18 protein-coding genes, 1 tRNA gene and 2 pseudogenes are annotated in these 18337 nt (G+C 65.3%); 3 read left to right on the forward strand and 18 right to left on the reverse strand.

The window, feature by feature from the left end; genetic code table 11:
* Positions 1-771 carry a Tox-REase-5 domain-containing protein gene (locus ACK8CO_RS12820; protein WP_414896863.1) on the reverse strand — a complete coding sequence of 257 codons (771 nt, stop codon included), beginning with the start codon at positions 769-771 and terminating at the stop codon, positions 1-3.
* Positions 771-1673: a DUF4123 domain-containing protein gene (locus ACK8CO_RS12825; protein ID WP_414896864.1), complete on the reverse strand. Its 903-nt coding sequence runs from the start codon at positions 1671-1673 to the stop codon at positions 771-773. The genes ACK8CO_RS12820 and ACK8CO_RS12825 overlap by 1 nt, the downstream gene beginning before the upstream one ends.
* Positions 1674-2204: 531 nt before the next feature.
* On the opposite strand from ACK8CO_RS12825, the pseudogene ACK8CO_RS12830 reads away from it, so the two are divergent.
* A pseudogene (locus ACK8CO_RS12830) lies at positions 2205-2408 on the forward strand (integrase core domain-containing protein); the annotation flags it as partial.
* A 7-nt stretch (positions 2409-2415) separates the two neighbouring features.
* Positions 2416-2730 (forward strand): annotated as a pseudogene (locus ACK8CO_RS12835) (transposase); the annotation flags it as partial.
* Positions 2731-2908: 178 nt separating this feature from the next.
* Here the strand turns inward: ACK8CO_RS12835 and ACK8CO_RS12840 are convergent.
* A tRNA-Tyr gene (locus ACK8CO_RS12840) sits at positions 2909-2992 on the reverse strand.
* A 109-nt stretch (positions 2993-3101) separates the two neighbouring features.
* Here ACK8CO_RS12840 and rlmB point away from each other — a divergent pair.
* A complete protein-coding gene (gene rlmB / locus ACK8CO_RS12845) occupies positions 3102-3905 on the forward strand; it encodes a 23S rRNA (guanosine(2251)-2'-O)-methyltransferase RlmB (RefSeq protein WP_080617494.1) in 804 nt (267 codons plus the stop codon).
* A 225-nt stretch (positions 3906-4130) separates the two neighbouring features.
* Here the strand turns inward: rlmB and ACK8CO_RS12850 are convergent, their stop codons facing one another.
* The 15 genes from ACK8CO_RS12850 to ACK8CO_RS12920 form a co-directional block, all read right to left on the reverse strand.
* Positions 4131-5345 (reverse strand): DegT/DnrJ/EryC1/StrS family aminotransferase, encoded by a 1215-nt coding sequence (locus tag ACK8CO_RS12850; RefSeq protein WP_414896865.1) that lies wholly within the window; start codon positions 5343-5345, stop codon positions 4131-4133.
* A gap of 88 nt (positions 5346-5433) precedes the next feature.
* Positions 5434-6732 carry an NAD(P)/FAD-dependent oxidoreductase gene (locus tag ACK8CO_RS12855; protein WP_414896866.1) on the reverse strand — a complete coding sequence of 433 codons (1299 nt, stop codon included), beginning with the start codon at positions 6730-6732 and terminating at the stop codon, positions 5434-5436.
* Positions 6729-8084 carry a glutamine synthetase family protein gene (locus ACK8CO_RS12860; RefSeq protein WP_414896867.1) on the reverse strand — a complete coding sequence of 452 codons (1356 nt, stop codon included), beginning with the start codon at positions 8082-8084 and terminating at the stop codon, positions 6729-6731. Before ACK8CO_RS12860 ends, ACK8CO_RS12855 begins: the two co-directional genes overlap by 4 nt.
* Positions 8085-8087: 3 nt before the next feature.
* Positions 8088-8765, reverse strand: coding sequence for a type 1 glutamine amidotransferase (locus ACK8CO_RS12865; protein WP_414896868.1), 678 nt, complete (start codon positions 8763-8765; stop codon positions 8088-8090).
* An 85-nt stretch (positions 8766-8850) separates the two neighbouring features.
* Entirely contained in the window at positions 8851-10182 is a 1332-nt protein-coding gene (locus ACK8CO_RS12870; RefSeq protein ID WP_080617489.1) for a glutamine synthetase family protein, read from the reverse strand.
* Entirely contained in the window at positions 10179-11018 is an 840-nt protein-coding gene (locus ACK8CO_RS12875) for an ABC transporter permease (protein WP_414896869.1), read from the reverse strand. The genes ACK8CO_RS12870 and ACK8CO_RS12875 overlap by 4 nt, the downstream gene beginning before the upstream one ends.
* Complete coding sequence (locus ACK8CO_RS12880) at positions 11015-11896, reverse strand: ABC transporter permease (protein ID WP_080617487.1); 882 nt, start codon at positions 11894-11896, stop codon at positions 11015-11017. Before ACK8CO_RS12880 ends, ACK8CO_RS12875 begins: the two co-directional genes overlap by 4 nt.
* Positions 11897-11947: 51 nt before the next feature.
* Positions 11948-12667 (reverse strand): transporter substrate-binding domain-containing protein, encoded by a 720-nt coding sequence (locus tag ACK8CO_RS12885; protein WP_414896870.1) that lies wholly within the window; start codon positions 12665-12667, stop codon positions 11948-11950.
* 32 nt (positions 12668-12699) lie between these two features.
* Positions 12700-13476 (reverse strand): ABC transporter ATP-binding protein, encoded by a 777-nt coding sequence (locus tag ACK8CO_RS12890; RefSeq protein WP_080617485.1) that lies wholly within the window; start codon positions 13474-13476, stop codon positions 12700-12702.
* Between the two features lie 252 nt (positions 13477-13728).
* On the reverse strand, positions 13729-14175 hold the full coding sequence (locus ACK8CO_RS12895) for a TerB family tellurite resistance protein (protein ID WP_414896871.1): 447 nt from the start codon (positions 14173-14175) through the stop codon (positions 13729-13731).
* 55 nt (positions 14176-14230) lie between these two features.
* Positions 14231-15022 carry a 23S rRNA (adenine(2030)-N(6))-methyltransferase RlmJ gene (gene rlmJ, locus ACK8CO_RS12900; protein WP_414896872.1) on the reverse strand — a complete coding sequence of 264 codons (792 nt, stop codon included), beginning with the start codon at positions 15020-15022 and terminating at the stop codon, positions 14231-14233.
* Between the two features lie 25 nt (positions 15023-15047).
* Positions 15048-16691, reverse strand: coding sequence for a CTP synthase (locus ACK8CO_RS12905; RefSeq protein ID WP_080617482.1), 1644 nt, complete (start codon positions 16689-16691; stop codon positions 15048-15050).
* 225 nt (positions 16692-16916) lie between these two features.
* A complete protein-coding gene (secG, locus tag ACK8CO_RS12910) occupies positions 16917-17291 on the reverse strand; it encodes a preprotein translocase subunit SecG (protein WP_414896873.1) in 375 nt (124 codons plus the stop codon).
* A gap of 63 nt (positions 17292-17354) precedes the next feature.
* Positions 17355-17774 (reverse strand): DUF6524 family protein, encoded by a 420-nt coding sequence (locus ACK8CO_RS12915; protein WP_080617480.1) that lies wholly within the window; start codon positions 17772-17774, stop codon positions 17355-17357.
* Positions 17775-17927: 153 nt separating this feature from the next.
* Entirely contained in the window at positions 17928-18326 is a 399-nt protein-coding gene (locus tag ACK8CO_RS12920; RefSeq protein ID WP_414896874.1) for a DUF6524 family protein, read from the reverse strand.
* Positions 18327-18337 lie beyond the last annotated feature (11 nt).

The following is an 18337-nucleotide window of genomic DNA, read 5'->3' on the forward strand; positions in this document are numbered from 1 at the left end:
TTACTCCTGAATATAGCCGCTATGCGGATCTGCATGGTTCGGATTGGGGGTGTAGATCGGCGCGACCTGCACACCGGCCGATTGAAATTCTTCGGTTAAAATGATGACCAATGCGATCTGTGCACAGTGCCATTGCAGTTGAACGGGCGGGCGTGGTCGGGCGGCGTTATCTTGGCGCCGCGCCTCGCCGACCAACTGTATCTTTGCTGCCGGTTCGCTTTCGCTTCTTGCAAATCGCCAATCTACTGAAGTAATTGATGCGTCACTGAAAAAACCGCCATCATCGGTTTTTACGTCTAGCATAAATGCGTAGTTGTCCTTGGCTTCGACGAGTGTGCAGACCGGTTGCCAGAAACCATCGAAATCGACGCCATTGTAGCTGTATTCGACGCGTTGCGGAAAGCCGGTGATGAACTGCTGATATTGTCGGGCGCGTGCGGACATATTCCAGTTTCGTGCGACGGGGTGTCCACGGTTTGCTTCGCAAGCTTCGCATTTCGCCGGATCGGCGGCGCATGCGGCTTCCATCTCTTTAGCAAGAGCATCTGCCTTCGCCTGATCGTCTGCAAACTGGTCATCGATGTCCCGGTAGTTTTCGGGTGCAAGCGTGCCTGCCGCAACTGCCGCGCTGTAGATCGCTTGTGCAGCTTTGCTCGCAGCCATCTGCGCGGCGCGGCGCACGACCATTCGAATGACTTGTCTGGCAGCCAAGCGGGTTCCGACTGCACCAGCTAACCATATACCCCCCCAAACGACAGCAGGCGCAACCATCAGCCGGTTTCCTTTCTTGCTATGGTGGGGAACTGGCGCTTCATCACGGCTTCATAGTCTCTAAAGGTCTGATCTGGATCAGAGGAGTTCATGAATAGCTGTTCGATAATCGTTTCCCGGTGGAACCCCGGGGCCAGCGCAACAGCGGTGATGATGAACTTTGCCCGTATTTTTCCATTGTGCAATCCGAAGTCGTTGGCTGCCATCCATGCGTCTTGGACCTCACGCTCGACAGCGGATCGTTTTAGGTGTGACACCTGATCTGGAAAGGTCTCGATGATCTTATCGGATAAATTGGCGCGGCGGCGGATGGTGAGCATTCGCCCGATCTGCCTGACGTGGTCTTGCGTCAAATGGCCGGGGCGATCCCTCGCTTCTTCGATGGTGTCGAACCTGTAAACATCCGATCCGACTCGGCAGACGACGGATAGGTCAGGGGCGATAATTCCCTGTGTATGTGGGATTCCAGCCTTTAACATCTGACCGAGTAGCCCTGGTTCCCAATATCGCAAGAATAGAGATGACTGCGTATCGACCACGCGCGGCCTATGGAATTTTCTTAGATGACGCGTCAGGTCAGCGAGGTTTCTATTTGTTAAAAAAAATATGCCAGGGTCGATAGACCACAGCCCAGACGGCATTTTGTCAGAGAATAATTCTGCGACGAGCGGATCTTGGCGTTTTATTCTTATGATCCAAGGAAGCGCCGTTGCGGTGTCTCCTTCGGATGAGGGGATTAAACAGGAGGCTTCTTGCTCGTGATCTTCCAACCTCTCTGAAATATTCGTTTGCAAGGCGCTATCTAGCATTACGTAAACATTGCGCCCATCGTTGAACAGAAGTTCCAATATAGGAGTTGCATCTCCGGGGCTCAGGTCGGTGATTTCAGGTTGAAGCTGCATTCATCGGATCCAATTTTCTTCGGCGCCTCGGCCCAATATGTGGTAATTTCTCCTTTTGCGGGGGCTTTGTCGTAATGCTTGCGCGGCCATCTTCCGTTTCCGGGCGGGGGCATGCCGCCGTCGCACATGTCGGGCGCTCATTGTTGTAGGACCAAAGCCACTCGGTGGCAATCTGGACATCACCGGAAACCTCTGGGTCGCTGGTTGAGAGCTGTCCCATGGGCCAAGCGGATGTCCGCTTCTGCGATTCGCCAACCTTCGACGGCAGGGGGCGGCGCGCGTCTGCAATCGGCAGAACGTTCAGATGGTAAGCGGGAGCGCCGGGAGACCAGCTACATCGCGAAAGCGAGTGGGGCGGCCGTTTTCCACCGACGGCTCGAAGCTATGGATATCTAATGGTGCTCTTCGCATCCGTTTTCCATCTCAAATAACTGGGCAGAAAAAGAAATATTAGTTCTCCCCAGCGCGCCACTTCCAATATTGTAAGATGCCAAGCAAAACCGACTTTCGTGTCACATTGCTGAGCGCCTCGTCGAGCGGTTCAATGGCACGGTGCTGGAGGAGTTCTTCCGCGTGAAGATGCGCGAGACCTTCTACGAGACTGTCGAGGCCCTCCAGGCCGATCTCAACGCCTGGCTCGTCCACTACAACACCGAGCGCCCGCATCTGGGTTACCGAAACATGGGGCGACGACCCATCGAAACCGTCATGTCATTCGATAGCCAAGAAGATTAAGTGGACAAACGATTATACCGGCGCGGCGGCGCTGCTGGCCAGTCTGCCGAAGGCAGGCTGGCTTCTGGCCGATCGGGGCTATGATGCCGATTGGTTCAGAGAAGCGTTGAAAGACAAGGAGATAAAGGTTTGCATCCCCGGCCGGAAATCCCGCAAGAAGGCGGTGAAATACGACAAGAGGCGGTACAAACGGCGCAACCGCATCGAGATCATGTTCGGGCGGTTGAAGGATTGGAGGCGTGTCGCCACCCGATACGACCGGTGCCCGGAAACCTTCTTCTCTGCGATCATGCCCGCCGCAACCGTCTTGTTCTGGCTGTGAAACTCAATGAGTCTGGACCCTAACAGTCAATGACCGTGCGAGCCGCGACGGCTTTGATGCTGCGACATGCGGCCACGAATTCGTGAGTATTAGCTGTGCCCATGCCCGAAACAGTCCTGCCAGGCGATGATTGGGAGTATCGGAATGTCACCATTTTCCCTTGTAAATAAAGGGTAAATGGTGGGCGACCCTGGAATCGAACCAGGCGTGGGTCTCCCCGGCGGATTTACAGTCCGCTGCCGCACCTTGCAGCGCGTCGCCCTGAGTGAGGCGCTGGATACGCAAGGCGTGCGGGCGCGTCAACAGGAAAATCCCTTGCGGCGGCGTCGCCGAGGCGCCATGGTCGCCGCCTGTCGGAAAGGGGCAATGACGTGGCCAAGAAACCCACCTGGGTGATCGAGAAGGAACGTGCGCGGAGGGCCGCGGCGGCTGAAACCGTCTGGCTGTTCGGGCTGCACGCTGTGCGCGATGCGCTGGAGAATCCCCGGCGCGAAAAGCTGCGGCTGGTGGTGACGCGGAACGCGGCCGACCGGCTTGCTCCGGCCATCGCCGCCGCCGGGATCGCGCCCGAGATCAGCGACCCGCGCCGCTTTGCCGCGCCGCTGGATCCGGACTCGGTGCATCAGGGCGCGGCACTCGAGGTGAAGCCGCTGGACTGGGGCACGCTCGGCGCGGTCTGCGAGCCGGGGCAGGGTCCGGCCCTGACTGTGCTGCTGGACCGGGTGACCGACCCGCATAATGTCGGCGCGATCCTGCGCTCGGCCGAGGTGTTCGGCGCCCGTGCGGTGATCGCGCCGCATCGCCATTCCGCGCCCGAGACCGGGGCGCTGGCCAAGACCGCCTCGGGGGCGCTGGAGCGCCAGCCCTATCTGCGCGTGCCGAATCTGGCCCGGGCGATGGAGGAGCTGAAGGAGATGGGCTACAGGCTGCTCGGGCTGGACGGCGAGGCCGGGCAGACGCTGGCCGAGGGGCTTGGCGGGCCTTGCGCCGCGCCGGTCGGGCTGGTGCTGGGCGCCGAGGGGCCGGGCCTGCGCGAACTGACGCGCAAGACCTGCGACGGGCTGGTGCGGATCCCGGCCGCGGGCGGGTTCGGCTCGCTCAATGTCTCGAATGCGGCGGCGGTGGCGCTTTATGCGGCGGCAGAGGCGCAGGCTGCCGGTCCGGAGGAGGGCTGAGGGCCGGCATCGGCCCATGCAGGCAGGCGAGGCCCGCTCAGATCACACTTGCATGATCGAACTGGACAAGCCGCAGCAGAGCCACCATCTCACAGAAGAAGGACGGAGCCCCGGAACGGTTTCGTCCTGCTTCACTGTCCCTCGTTCCGCGACTGGCGCCCGGTTTTTCCGGGCGCTTTTTTTACTGTCACCTTGTCGCCGCAGGGCCCTGCCGTGTCAACCGGGTCAAGTGCCATAGGCGCGCGCATCGGCGCCTTTCACCGCCTCGGCAGCGGCCACGAGTATCGTGGCGATGCGGTCGAGCTCGGCGCGCGGCAGATGCGCGGGCAGGCGCGCGTCGCAGGCCCGCATCAGCATCGCCCGGGTCTTCGGAAGATCGCGTTTCCGCCCGCCCGGCAGCCCCTCGAGAAAGCCCCAGTTCCAGAATGCCCGGGCATTGTCGGTGGCAAGTCCGAAGACCTGCACCTGCACCCCACGCGCGGCGGCTTCGGCCTGGAAGGCGCGGGCCTCGTCATCCTCGCTGAAGCCGATCAGGTTGAACTGGATCGAATCCGGGGCGCGGGTTTCGGGCGGCAGCGGCGGCGGCACCGAAAGCCAGGGCGAGCGGTTCAGAGCCGCCGCCACGTGGTCGTGCCCCGCCCGCCCGTCGCGGACCCGGCGCGGAACCTCGGGCAGTTGCGGACGGATCACCGCGGCCGAGAGGTTCTGCATGCGCATGTTGTAAAGCGGCAGTCGGTTCTGCCAGCGGGCAAAGCTGGCCGCCAGTCCGTCATGCTTTTTCCAGTTATGCTCGTAGGCGCCCGACATGATCACCGCGCGGGCGATCAGATCGGGATCGTCGGTGACCAGCATCCCGCCCTCGCCGCCATTGACCAGCTTGTAGGACTGGAAGGAAAAGCAGCCGATCCGGCCCAGCGTCCCGATCTTGCGGCCATGCCAGAGCGTGCCCAGAGAATGCGCCGCATCCTCGATCAGCGGCAGCCCGCGCGCCGCGCAGGCGGCGGCGATGGCGTCCATGTCAGAGGTGTGCCCGCGCATGTGGCTGATCAGGACGACGGCGATGTCCTCGTCGATCCGGGCTGCGAAATCATCGAGGTCGATCCGGAAATCCTGTCCGACCTCGACCAAGACCGGTACGCAATCGGCATGCAAGACCGCCGAGGGCACGGCGGCGAAGGTGAAGGCCGGGACCAGGACCCGCGCGCCGCGCGGCAGGTCCAGCGCCTTGAGCGCAAGGAACAGGGCTGCCGAGCAGGATGAGACCGCCAGCGCATAGGGCAGGCCGATCATGGCGGCGAAATCGCGTTCGAGCAGCGTCACCGGCGCATCGGATGCGGCAGTATATCGGAACAAATCGCCGCTTTGCAGCAGGCGTTCGATCTCGGCGCCGGCGCTCTCGGGGATCGGCTCGGCGTCATAGACATTGCGGGAACAGGTCATTCGGCGCCATCTCCTCATGTCGTTTTCCTGTGGGACGATATGCGCGCGGACCTGCCCGACAGATGTGACAGGATGGCGAAGGCAGCGATCAGATGCCCGTTGTGTCCCTCAGAGCATACCAGGCCATGGCCAGCGCCAGAAGCGGTGCACGGAAGGCGCCGCCTCCCGGGAAGGGGCGGCAGGGGATGCGGGCGAAGGTCTCGAAAGCCGCGCTGTCGCCTTGTGCGGCTTCGGCCAGAACCCGGCCGGCCAGCGTTGCCATCGCCACGCCATGGCCCGAAAAGCCCGAGGCAGAGAAGATCCCCGGCGCCGGTGTGGCAAGGCAGGGAAGCCGCGAGCGGGTGATCGCGAGCGTGCCGCCCCAGGCATGGGTCAGCGGGACATCCGCAAGCTGCGGAAAGACCTTCAGCATCGGTTTGCGCACCAGCGCGCGGATGTCGTCGGGAAAGCGGTAGCCATAGCTCTCGCCGCCGCCGAACAGCAGACGTCCGTCGGGCGAAAGCCGGAAATAGTTGACGACGAAGCGGCTGTCGGCGACCGCCACGTCGCGGGCCAGCACCGAGGCCGCGCGCGCGCCCAGGGGCTCGGTTGCGACCATGTAATTGTTGATCGGCATCACCCGGGCCGCGACATGCCGCTCGAGCCCGCCGAGATAGCCGTTGGCGGCAAGGATCACCCGGTCGGCGATGATGCGGCCGCGATCCGTCACCACGACCGCCCCTGCATCGACCCGCTCGACCAGCGTGGCCTCGTGGATGGTGGCGCCTGCCCGCCCGGCCGCCCGGGCCAGCCCCAGCGCATAGGCCAGCGGGTTCAGATGGCTGCCGCCCCAGTCGAGCACCCCGCCGCGATAGCAGGGCGCGCCGACGATGGCCTGCAGCGCGTCGCGGCTCAGCGGTTCGAGCAGGTCGTAATCGTAGTCGCGTAGCAGCTTTTCGGCATAGGCATGGGCGTCGCGGGTGCCGCGCGCGGTGCATTCGGCATAGACGATGCCGGGGCGCAGGTCGCAGGCGATGTCATGGCGGGCGATCAGATCGGAGACCAGCGCCCGGGCGTCCTCGGCCAGATGCCAGAGCCGGGTCGCGGGCCCGTCGCCCAGCATCCGCTCCAGCGCGTCCTGGTGCAGCCGCTGCCCCGACCCGACCTGTCCGCCATTGCGCCCCGAGGCACCGAAACCGACCCGGTGCGCCTCGACCAGCACCACGTCGCGCCCGGCCTGGGCCAGATGCAGCGCGGCCGAAAGGCCCGTGTAGCCGCCGCCGACGATGCAGATATCGGCGCGCCGGTCGCCATCGAGCGGCGCGAAGGGCGGCAGCGGTGGCGTGGTCTCGGCATACCAGCTGGCCGGATAGACCCCGCGGCGGTCATTGGCGAAGAGAAGGTTCATACGTTCAAGAGCAGATGTTCGCGTTCCCAGGGGCTGATGACCTGCAGGAACTGCTTGTATTCCAGCTCCTTGACTGCCGAGTAGACGGTGCAGAATTCCTCGCCCAGCACCTCGCGCATCGGCGAGGCCCCCTCGAAGAGATCAAGCGCCTCGGCCACGTTGCGGGGGATGTCCTCGTCGCCCGAATAGGCGTCGCCGGTGAATTCCGGGCGCGGCTCCTGGCCTTCGATCAGCCCGAGATAGCCGCAGGCGAGCGAGGCGGCGATGCCGAGATAGGGGTTGCAGTCCATCCCCGCGAGCCGGTTCTCGACCCGCCGTGCCTCGGGTTCCGAGACCGGCACCCGCAGCCCGGTGGTGCGGTTGTCGCGCCCCCAGAGCAGGTTGATGGGCGCTGCGAAATCGGGAACGTAGCGGCGGTAGCTGTTCACATAGGGCGCGAGCAGCGCGATCACCGAGGGCATGTGGGTCTGCAGCCCGGCGATGAAATGCAGGAAGGCGGAGCTTTCGCTGCCATCGGCATTCGAGAAGATGTTCAGCCCGGTTTTCGCATCGACCACCGAATGGTGGATATGCATCGCCGAGCCCGGCTCGTGCTCGATGGGCTTGGCCATGAAGGTGGCGTAGCAGTCGTGCCGCATCGCCGCCTCGCGGATCAGCCGCTTGAAGTAGAAGATCTCGTCGGCCAGCTTGACCGGATCGCCATGGCGCAGGTTGAGTTCCACCTGGCCCGCGCCGCCTTCCTGCAGGATGCCGTCGATCTCCAGCCCCTGGGCCTCGGCGAAATCGTAGATGTCGTCGATCACCGGACCGTATTCGTCGACCGCGCTCAGCGAATAGGCCTGACGGCCCGCCGCGCGCCGGCCGGACCGGCCCATCGGCGGCTGCACCGGTTCCGAGGGGTTGGTATTGCGCGCGACGAGGAAGAATTCCATCTCGGGCGCGACGATCGGGATCCAGCCCCGGTCATTGTACAGGCTGACGATGCGCTTGAGCACATTGCGCGGCGCGGTCGTCACCATCTCGCCCTCTTGGTCGAAGACGTCATGGATGACCTGAAGCGAGCAGTCGCTGGCCCAGGGCGCGGCCGAGGCTGTGCTGAAATCGGGGGTCAGGATCATGTCGGGCTCGGTGAAGGCCCGGCCCTCGATATCGGCCCAGTCGCCGGTGATGGTCTGCTGGAAGATCGAGTTCGGCAGGTAGAACCGGGTCTGGGTGGCGAATTTGGCCGCGGGCATCGCCTTGCCACGGGCCACGCCCGCGAGATCGGCCACGATGCACTCGACCTCGTCGAGGCGGCGCCCTTCGAGATAGGTGAGGGCGGCCTCGGGAAGCTGGTCGCGCCAGTCTTGCATGGCTCAGCGCCTTTCGGTGAAGAAACGGGCGATCCGCGCGGCCATCGCGGCCGAGTCGGTGGGCTGGTCGAGCCGGGCCCGGGCCTCGGCCAGCCTGTCATCGGGCACCACGCCGGGGCCGCGCTGCTCGATCAGCCCCCGCTCGAAGGCGGGGTCGAATTCCGGATGCGGCTGCACGGTATAGGCACGGTCGTCATAGATCAGCGCGGCATGGGCGCAGCCGGGCGTGCTGCCGACGGTCTCGGCGCCCGAGGGCGGCACGACCACCTGATCCTGATGCCAGGCGTTCAGCCGGTAGTCGCGATCCTCGATCCGGTAGTCGCGTGCTCCGACCGACCAGCCGCCCGCGAATTTCTCGACCCGGCCGCCCAGTGCCTGGGCGATGATCTGATGCCCGAAGCAGATCCCGACCAGCGGCACGCCTTCGGCATGGGCCTGGCGGATGAAATCTTCCAGCGGGTGGATGAAGGCGTGATCCTCATAGGTGGCGAAACGCGATCCGGTGATCAGCCAGCCTTCGGCGGCATGGACCGAGGGCGGAAATGCCATGTCGAGCACGGGCCAGGTCCGGAACTCGAAGCCGTGGCCCGCGAGCAGCCGGACGAACATGTCGGGATAGTCGCCATGCGCCGCGCGAAGCGCGTCGGGCGCGTGGCCTGTCTGCAGGATACCGATCTGCATGGGAGTCTCTTGATTAGGTGCGCCCAACCTAATCCTGGGGCGGCAGTCGGGCAAGCCCCCGCGCAGCGCCTCCGGGGACGGCGCCTCAGACCGTGTCGAGATACAGCGCCATCTGCGCCTCCTCGTCGAGATCCGCGATGCGGCGCGCTTCCTGCCGCTTGGTCATCGTGAGGTTGCGGATCAGGCCGCGCCGGAAGATCCGGGCCATGCGCGGGCTCTGCTCGAAGGAGTCGATGGCGCTTTGCCAGCAGGTCGGAATTTGCGGCAGGTCGAGCTCATAGGCATTGCCGGTGATGGGCGGCGGCGGCACCAGTTGTTCCTCGACCCCTTGCAGCGCCGCACCGAGGATCGCCGCGATCATCAGATAGGGGTTGATGTCGCCGCCCGCGACGCGGTGCTCGATCCGGCGGGCGCGGGGGCTGCCGCCGGGAATGCGGATGGCGGCGGTGCGGTTCTCATGCGCCCAGCAGATGCCGGTGGGGGCATGGTTGCCGGGCACCAGCCGGGTATAGCTGTTGGCATGGGGTGCGAGCACCAGCGTCATGTCGGGCAGGGCGGCCAGACAGCCCGCCACCGCCTGGCGCAGGAAGCCCGAGCCCTCGGGGCTGGCATCGTCGAAGATGTTGTGGCCCTGCGCATCCAGCACCGAGAAATGGGTGTGCATTCCGTTGCCGACATCGTCGGCATAGGGCTTGGCCATGAAGCTGGCGGCGAAGCCGTGCCGCCGCGCCATGCCGCGCACCAGAAGCTTGAACAGCCAGGCATCGTCGGCGGCCTTCATCGCGGGGCCGTGCATCATATTGATCTCGAACTGCCCGGTCCCGGCCTCCGAGATCGCGGCATCGGCGGGAATGTCCATCGCCTCGCAGGCGTCGTAGAGATCGGTGAAGAAGGCGTCGAAGGCGTCGAGCGTGCGCAGGCTCAGGATCTCGCCCGCCTCGCGGCGCTTGCCCGAGCGCGGCGAGCGCGGCGGGTGCAGCACCGCGGCGCTGTCGTCGATCAGGTAGAATTCAAGCTCGGTCGCGACCTGCGGCGCCCAGCCGCGCTTGTCATATTCCTCGAGCACCACCGCCAGAGCATGGCGCGGGCAGCCCTCGAAGGGGCGGCCCCGTTCGTCGAACATCCACAGGGGCAGAAGTGCGGTCGGCGCATCGAGCCAGGGCATCGGCACGAAGCCGCGCCCGGTCGGGCGCAGCACGCCGTCGGCATCGCCGGTCTCGAAGACGAGCGGGCTGCCCTCGATATCCTCGCCCCAGATGTCGAGATTCAGCACCGAGAGCGGAAACCGGGTGCCCTCTTCCTCGATCTTGCCGGCAAAGCGCGAGGGCACGCGCTTGCCGCGCGCCTGTCCGTTCAGGTCGCAGGCGGCCATCCGGATGGTCCGGATCTCGGGATTGTCGCGAAGCCAGGCGCTCATCTTATGACCTGCGGGCGGATCCTCAGGCGCGGCCGGGTTTCGGGCGGCATGTGGCGGTTCAAATGGCGGTTGATCAGCCCGAACAGGCCGATGATCGCAAGGGTCACGAGGATGAAATAGAAGGCCACGATGGGATAGGGGATGAAGGGGTTGAAGGTCTTGTCGGCGAAGTAATTGGCATAGTAAAGCGCGTCGCCCTTCTGCTGCCAGGCCGGAAAGCCGGAAAAGTAAACCAGCGTCGTGGCGTGGAAGAGAAAGATCGCCTCGTTGGTATAGGCGGGCCAGGCCAGCCGCAACATCGTGGGCCAGACGATCCGCCGGAACCTTTTCCAGCCCGCCATGCCATAGGCGTCTGCGGCTTCGAGATCGCCCTTCGGCACCGAGCGGAGCGCGCCGTAGAAGATCTCGCCGGAATAGGCGGCGGTGTTCAGGAACAGCACGATCAGCGCCCCCGCCCAGGCCCGTGTCAGCCAGCCCGTCTCGGCGCTGATCTCGGTGAAGATCAGGTTCAGCTCGATCCCGTTTCTGGGCAGCAGCACGAAGGCCTGGTAGGCGAGGAAGAACTGGATGAAGAGCGGCGAGCCGCGAAACACGAAGATGAACCATTCGGCAGGCTTGCGGACGGCCAGAAAGCGACTGTCGCGCGCCACCGCGACCGCGGTCGCGAGGAAGAAGCCGAAGAACAGGGCGAGCGCCCCGAAATAGATGTTCCAGACCAGCCCCGAGCCGATCAGGGTGAATTGCTCGCACAGCGTGAAATCCGAGCGCGGCAGCAGCCGCTCGCCATAGCCGAGCGAGCGGAAGGCGTAATCATGGAATGTCTGCACGCAGCTCATTGCGCGGCCTTTCGCTGGGCTTCGCCCGCCAGCGTCGCCTGGCCATGCGAAAGCCGTGCCGTCAGCCGGGTCAGCACCGCCTCGGAGACCCGGGTCAGCAACAGATAGAAAATGAGCAGGCCGAGGAAGTAGTAGAGCCGCCAGTCGGGATGCGGATAGGCGAAGATCGAGGTCTTGGTGCCGCCCAGCTCGCGCGCCCAGTAGACGATGTCCTGCACGCCCAGCAGGAACAGAAGCGGCGTGGCCTTGATCAGGATCATCCACAGGTTCGACAGGCCCGGCAGCGCATAGATCCACATCTGCGGCACCAGCACCCGCCAGAAGGACTGGCGGCTTGTCATGCCATAGGCCTCGGCGGTCTCGATCTGGGCGCGCGGCACCGCGCGCATCGCGCCGTAAAGCACATTGGCCGCGAAGGCGCCGAAGACCACGGCGAAGGCCAGCACCGCCAGCGCGAAGCCGTAGGTTTCATGTACCCATTGCGGGCTGGTCGACAGCGGCAGCTTGGCCACCGGGCAGACCACGAAATCGCTGCCCTGCCGGACCGGCTCGGTCCAGTCGGGGCACTTGACCTTGTGCCGGAGCCATTCGAAGCCCTGATCCATCGCGACCGGCACGAACAGGAAGAAGACGATATCGGGGACGCCGCGGACCATCGCCGTATAGATGCGGCCCAGGATCCGCAGCGGCCAGATCCGCGAGCGCGCCGCCATGGCGCCGCCGAAGCCGAACAGAAGCGCTGCCGGGGCGGTCACCGCCAGCAGGGCAAGCACGACCAGGAAGGACTGGTAGAACGCCATGTGCTTGCCGCTGGTCAGGTAGCAGGCAAGCCAGTTCAGACCTTCGAGGGTGGAGGGATCGGCGCAGGATGCGAACATGGGGGAAAAACCGGGCAGGGCGAACCGGTCGCCCCGCCCGCACCTGTCTTGTTACCAGCGGGGCGAATCTTCGCCCATCCATTTGATGATGAGCTCATTCAGGGTGCCGTCGTCCTTCATCGACTGGACCGCGGCGTCGAACTTGTCCTTCAGCGCGGGGTCGGACTTGCGGAAGGCCATGCCGATGCCGTTGCTCAGCGCGGTGTCCTTGCCGACGAACATCAGCTCGCCCTCATTCACGATCGGCACCAGGACGTCCTTGTCGGCCAGCACCGCATCGGCCTCGCCATTGCGCACGGCGTCGACGCATTCGTCGGCGGTCGGATATTCCAGCAGCGTGGCACCGGTATCGACCACATGATTGGCCTGGATCGTGCCGGTCTGGGCCGAGATCACGCTGTTTTCCAGGTCGACGTCATCGCTCAGCGCGGCATAGGCGGACAGCGAGGGGGGCGTGTAGGGCTGGGTGAAGGCGACGACTTCCTGGCGTTCGGGGCTGATGCTCATGGCGGCGAGGATGGCGTCGTAATTGCCCGAGACGAGGTTCGGGATGATCGAATCCCAGTCATTGGTGACCCAGGTGCAGTTCAGCTCGGCGCGCTTGCAGAGCTCGTCGCCAAGCTCGCGCTCGAACCCGTCGACCTCTCCTGCGTCATTGATGAAGTTGTAGGGCGGGTAGGCGCCCTCGGTGGCCAGACGCACCACGTCCTGCGCCAGCGCCATGCCGGCCGAAAGCGCGAGGGCGGCGGCGCCAAGGATCAGCTTTTTCATCGGAATTCTCCCCTGTTGTCTTGTCTGGCCGTTTACGCGGCCGTTGCGCTGAGAAACTGTTGCAGTCGCTCGGAGGCGGGCGCGCCGAAGACCTGCCCGGGCGGGCCCTGCTCTTCGATCAGCCCCTGATGCAGGAACACGACATGGTCCGAGACATCGGCGGCCAGCCGCATGTCATGGGTCACCAGCATCATCGTCCGGCCTTCCTCGGCCAGCACCTTGATGACCTTGACCACCTCCTGCTGCAATTCGGGATCGAGCGCCGAGGTCGGCTCGTCGAACAGCAGCGCGCGCGGCTGCATCGCCAGCGCCCGGGCGATGGCGGCGCGCTGCTGCTGGCCGCCCGAAAGCTGGGCCGGATAGGCGCTGCATTTGTCGCCGATGCCGACCTTGTCGAGCAGCGCCCGGGCGCGGTCCTCGACCACGGTCCGGTCCTCGCCCAGCACGGTGACGGGCGCCTCCATCACGTTTTGCAGGATCGTCATATGGGCCCAGAGATTGAACTGCTGGAACACCATCGACAGGTTGGTGCGGATGCGGATCACCTGACGGCGGTCGGAGGGATGGCGACCGCGGCCCTGGCCGCGCCATTTGACAGGTTCGCCCTCGAACAGGATCTCGCCCTGCTGGCTGTCCTCGAGCAGGTTGGCACAGCGCAGGAGGGTGGATTTGCCCGATCCGGACGAGCCGATCAGCGACACGACATGGCCTTTCGGCGCAGAAATCGAGACGCCCTTCAACACCTCAAGGTCGCCATAGCTCTTGTGCAGGTTGCGAATGTCGAGAACGGGCGGTGTTGGGTCTGTCACGCGAAAACCGGGGCAAGTTATTGTTCGGGCCCGAAGTAGGACGCAATTCGCGCCTGAATGCAACGGGGAACCGGTGTCCTGATAGGCGGACGCCCAGGATTTGAGCGTGGCCCGAGGTCGCGCATCCCCGAGCGCGGCACCCCCGATCCGCTGCGGGCAGAGTCCGGGGGCGCCGATCCGCCTATGCGGCGAGAAATGGGATCTGTTCTTATGAAGGTTCCGGTTCCCGGGCGGTTTCCGGAAGGGGCGGCCTCAGCCGGCCAGCCGTGCCTCGGCCCGCTGCCGGGCCAGCGCGCTGTCGCGGTCGTTGACGCCGAGCAGGTTTGCGACAAGTCGAAGCAGCCCGTCCTCTTCCTCGTCGCGGATGCCGTCGACCAGCACCACCTCCCACAACGCCTCGACCACCCCCTCGCGATCCTCATAGGGCACGGCATCCTTGATCGCGCGGGTGAAGCGCACGGTATCGGGCGCCTGCGCCTCCAGCGTCTCGGCCCGGTCGCGCAGCTCGAGCGCCTGTGCCGGGCTGAGGCCGTAACGGGCGGAGAGGATGCGCGAGATCCGCTGGGCCTCCTCGCCGGCATAATCGCCATCGGTCCGGGCGACCCGGACCAGCAGCGCCGCAAGCGCCAGCCGCGCATCGGGATTATCCAGCTGTTCTGGGTCGGGGCCGATCAGGCGATTGAGGAACTCTGCGAACATGGGCGCTGATATAGCCCGCCCCCGGGCGCCGGAAAAGCCCGTTTGCGCGCCATCCTTACCCGGCGCGACCGGGGGCGGTGCCGAAAAGCCGCCCGAGGGCGGCCGCTTCGGCCTCGAGCCCCCAGGGCGGGTTGACGATGAAAAGCCCCGAGCCGATCAGCCCGTGACCCTCGCGCGCGGGCGGGAACCGGACCTCGTGGCAAAGCGCTCCGGGAAAAGCCGTGCGCAACGCCGCGAGCATCGGCCGATGCGGGGCGGCGGGCAGAAGCGGATACCACAGGACCAGCGTGCCCACATTCCATTTGCGGTGCAGCGCAGCCATGTGCCGGGGGATGGCGGCGTAATCGGCCTTCACCTCATAGCTCGGATCGATCAGCATCAGCCCGCGCCGGGGCATGGGCGGGGTCAGGGCCTGTGCTGCCTGAAACCCGTCCTCGGCCATCACATGCGCGCTGAAGGGGGCCATCGCCGTTTCCAGCGCGGCGCGCTCCTGCGGGTGCAGCTCGGCCAGATGGAGCGCGTCGCCGGGCCGGAGCGACAGCGCCGCCAGCAGCGGCGAGCCGGGATAGGCACCGGCGCCGAAGCGGGCGCGCGCCTCGGCCAGCCGCCGCCGGTAGGGATGATCCCCGGCCAGCCGCTCTTCCATCGTCCCGATCCCCGCCGCCGCCTCGCCGGTCCGGACCGCCTCGGGCGCGGCCAGATCGTAGAGGCCCCGGCCCGCATGGGTCTCGATATAGCTCAGCGGCTTGTCCTTGCGGGTCAGGTAGTCGAGCATCGCGCAAAGCAGCGCATGCTTGTGCACGTCGGCGAGATTTCCCGCATGGTAAATGTGCTGATAGGAGAGCATGGCGTGACGGTCCCGCGCGCGGTCCTCAGACCAGCCGCGAGACCTCGACCGCCGCGCGCACGAAATCGGCAAACAGAGGATGCGGCGCGAAGGGCTTCGATTTCAGCTCGGGGTGGAACTGCACGCCGATGAACCAGGGATGGTCCTTCCACTCGACGATCTCGGGCAGGCGGCCGTCGGGGGACATGCCCGAAAACACCATGCCGCAGGTCTCGAGCTGCTTGCGGTACTTGATATCGACCTCGTAGCGGTGGCGGTGACGTTCCTCGATCACGGTCGAGCCGTAGATCCGGGCCACCTTCGAATCCTTCAGCAGATGCGCGGTATAGCTGCCCAGACGCATGGTGCCGCCCTTGTCGTCGCCGATCTTGCGCTTGACCATCGCATTGCCCTGCACCCATTCCTTGAGGTGATAGACGACGGGGGTGAAGCGCTTCTTGCCGGCCTCGTGGTCGAATTCCTCCGAGCCGGCATCGGACAGCTCGGCGACGTTGCGCGCCGCCTCGATCACCGCCATCTGCATCCCGAGGCAGATCCCCAGATAGGGCACGCCGCGGGTGCGGGCGAACTGGGCGGCCTTCATCTTGCCCTCGGTGCCGCGCTCGCCGAAGCCGCCGGGCACCAGGATCGCATGGAAACCTTCCAGCCAGGGCGCCGGGTCCTCGCGTTCGAAGATCTCGGCATCGATCCATTCGGCCTTGACCCTGACCCGGTTCGCCATGCCGCCATGGGTCAGCGCCTCGGCGATGGATTTGTAGGCGTCCTCGAGCTGGGTATACTTGCCGACGATGGCCACGCGCACCTCGCCCTCGGCATTGAAGACCCGGTCGGACACGTCTTCCCATTTGGACAGGTCGGGCTTCGGCGCCGGGTTGATCTGGAACGCGTCCAGCACCGCCTGGTCGAGCCCCTCGCGGTGATAGGCCAGCGGCGCCTCGTAGATCGACTTCAGGTCCTGCGCCGCGATCACGCTGTCGGGGCGGACATTGCAGAACAGCGCCAGCTTTTCGCGTTCCTTGGCCGGGATCGGCCCTTCCGAGCGGCAGACCAGCACGTCGGGGGCGATGCCGATCGAGCGCAGCTCCTTGACCGAGTGCTGGGTGGGCTTGGTCTTCAGCTCGCCCGATGCCTTGATATAGGGCAGAAGCGTCAGATGCATGAAGATGCACTGGCCGCGCGGCTTGTCCTGGCTGAACTGGCGGATCGCCTCGAAGAAGGGCAGCCCCTCGATATCGCCGACCGTGCCGCCGATCTCGCAGAGCATGAAATCGACCTCGTCCTCGCCGGTGGCGATGAAATCCTTGATCTCGTTGGTCACGTGCGGAATGACCTGGATGGTCTTGCCGAGATAGTCGCCGCGACGCTCGCGTTCGAGCACGTTGGAATAGATCCGCCCCGAGGAAATCGAATCCGTCGCCCGCGCGGCCACGCCGGTGAAGCGCTCGTAATGGCCGAGGTCCAGATCGGTCTCGGCGCCGTCATCGGTGACGAAGACCTCGCCATGCTCGAACGGGCTCATCGTGCCCGGATCGACGTTCAGATAGGGGTCGAGCTTGCGCAGGCGGACGGTGAAGCCGCGGGCCTGCAGAAGCGCGCCGAGCGCGGCCGAAGCCAGGCCCTTGCCCAGCGACGACACAACCCCGCCAGTGATGAAAATGAAGCGTGCCATGTGCTGGAGTCTCCCGTGACTAGTGCTCGATGCCTGCTGGATTCGGTGCGGCTTGTCCGCAGCATCACGGGACTTGGACTATAGCGGATTCGCGACGGAACCGCAACCGGACCGCAAGATGCTGGGGGGTGTCTGACACCCGAATCAATTTGTTGTGGTGGTATTGTCAAAAGCCGCAGCAGCCCGACCGGGCGGGCCCTGCGGCGGATTAGGCGGGGCAGTGGATCAGTCGGCGCGCGGCGGGGCGGCGGGCGTGTCGCCGGGAACGACCGGGGCGGGCGGCAGCAGGTCCGGCTCGGCCGCGGGGGCCTCGTCAGGGGCGGCCTCCTGCCCGGCCGCGGGCGCGGTGCCTCCCAGCCGGTCGATGACCGAGGTTCCGGCGGCATTCTCCGCGGCGATGATGGTCAGCGCGATGGAACTGCCGATGAAGCAGATCGCGAAAAACCAGGTCAGCTTGCCCAGCGGCGTGGTCGGGGCGCGTCCGGTGATGGTGCCGCCCCCACCCATGCCGAGCCCGCCGCCTTCATTGCGCTGCAGCAGGACAATCCCGATGAGGCAGACGGCGAGGATCAGGTGAACGATGAGGATGACGTTTTCCATATGGAGCGGCCCCGGCTTGAACTTGGCGCGTACCTATGCCGAACGGGCCGCTCCCGCAACCCCTCAGGCGTTGGCGGGCTTGGCGGCCGAACGGGTCTTCTGCGCCTTCTTGGCCTGCGCCCTGATCTTGCTGGGCGAGCGCCAGCTCATGGTCGCGCCGAGGATCAGCGACAGCAGGATCGCGCCGCCCCAGATGTTGAAGCTGTTCAGCTCCGGTTTCAGTGTTTCGTTTCCGACCAGGATGTAGCCCAGCAGCCCCAGGATGACGACCAGAAGGAAGAGCCCGAGCAGGCCCAAGGTGCGCACCGCGGCGACGACATAGACCAGCAGCGCCAGCGCCAGCATCACGCCGAGACCGATGACCAGAGGCTTGCCGGTGGCGAAATTGGCCTGGGCCCAGGCGATGTAGTTATAGTCGGTCGGATTGTAGGTGGCGGCGAGCAGCAGGAAGGCGACCAGCCAGCGAAGCAGGAATCCGGACATTCATGTTCCTCCGTGATTATTTGATATGCCGACTCGACGGGAGTGTAACGCGGCCACCGGTGGTTGGGACGACTTTCGGGCGGCCTCATCGTCGCAGGGTTAGGGCGTCCCGGTGGTCGTCAAGTCAGTGCGACGCCGGGTCGCGCAGCGGCGTCATTCGTCGACATCGTCGATATCGGCCTGCCCCGACAGCCGCCGGCGCAGGATGCTCCAGGCCAGTCCGACCCCGAGGATGAAGGACAGCGCCAGCAGTGCGATCCAGGTGTTCAGACCCGGATTGTCGAGCCGGAGCACCTTCCAGTCGACCAGCACCCAGATCAGCGCCCCGACCAGCGCCGTCACCAGGACCATGCCGAACGGCCCGATCGAGCGCAGCGTGGCGCGCAGGTAGATCACGTAGCCGGTGAACAGCACCAGGCCCGCCAGCACCACCATCGGCGTCTGCGTGTCCCAGCCCGCCATCGCCCAGCGGATATAATTCCAGGAGGTGGGGTTATAGGTCAGGGCCAGCAGCAGGAAGGCGACCAGCCAGCGAAGAAACAATGCGGCCATTTCGGGCTCTC

The sequence above is a fragment of the Rhodovulum sp. HP10 genome (genome assembly GCF_047553435.1).
In the GTDB taxonomy this organism is placed as follows: domain Bacteria; phylum Pseudomonadota; class Alphaproteobacteria; order Rhodobacterales; family Rhodobacteraceae; genus Rhodovulum.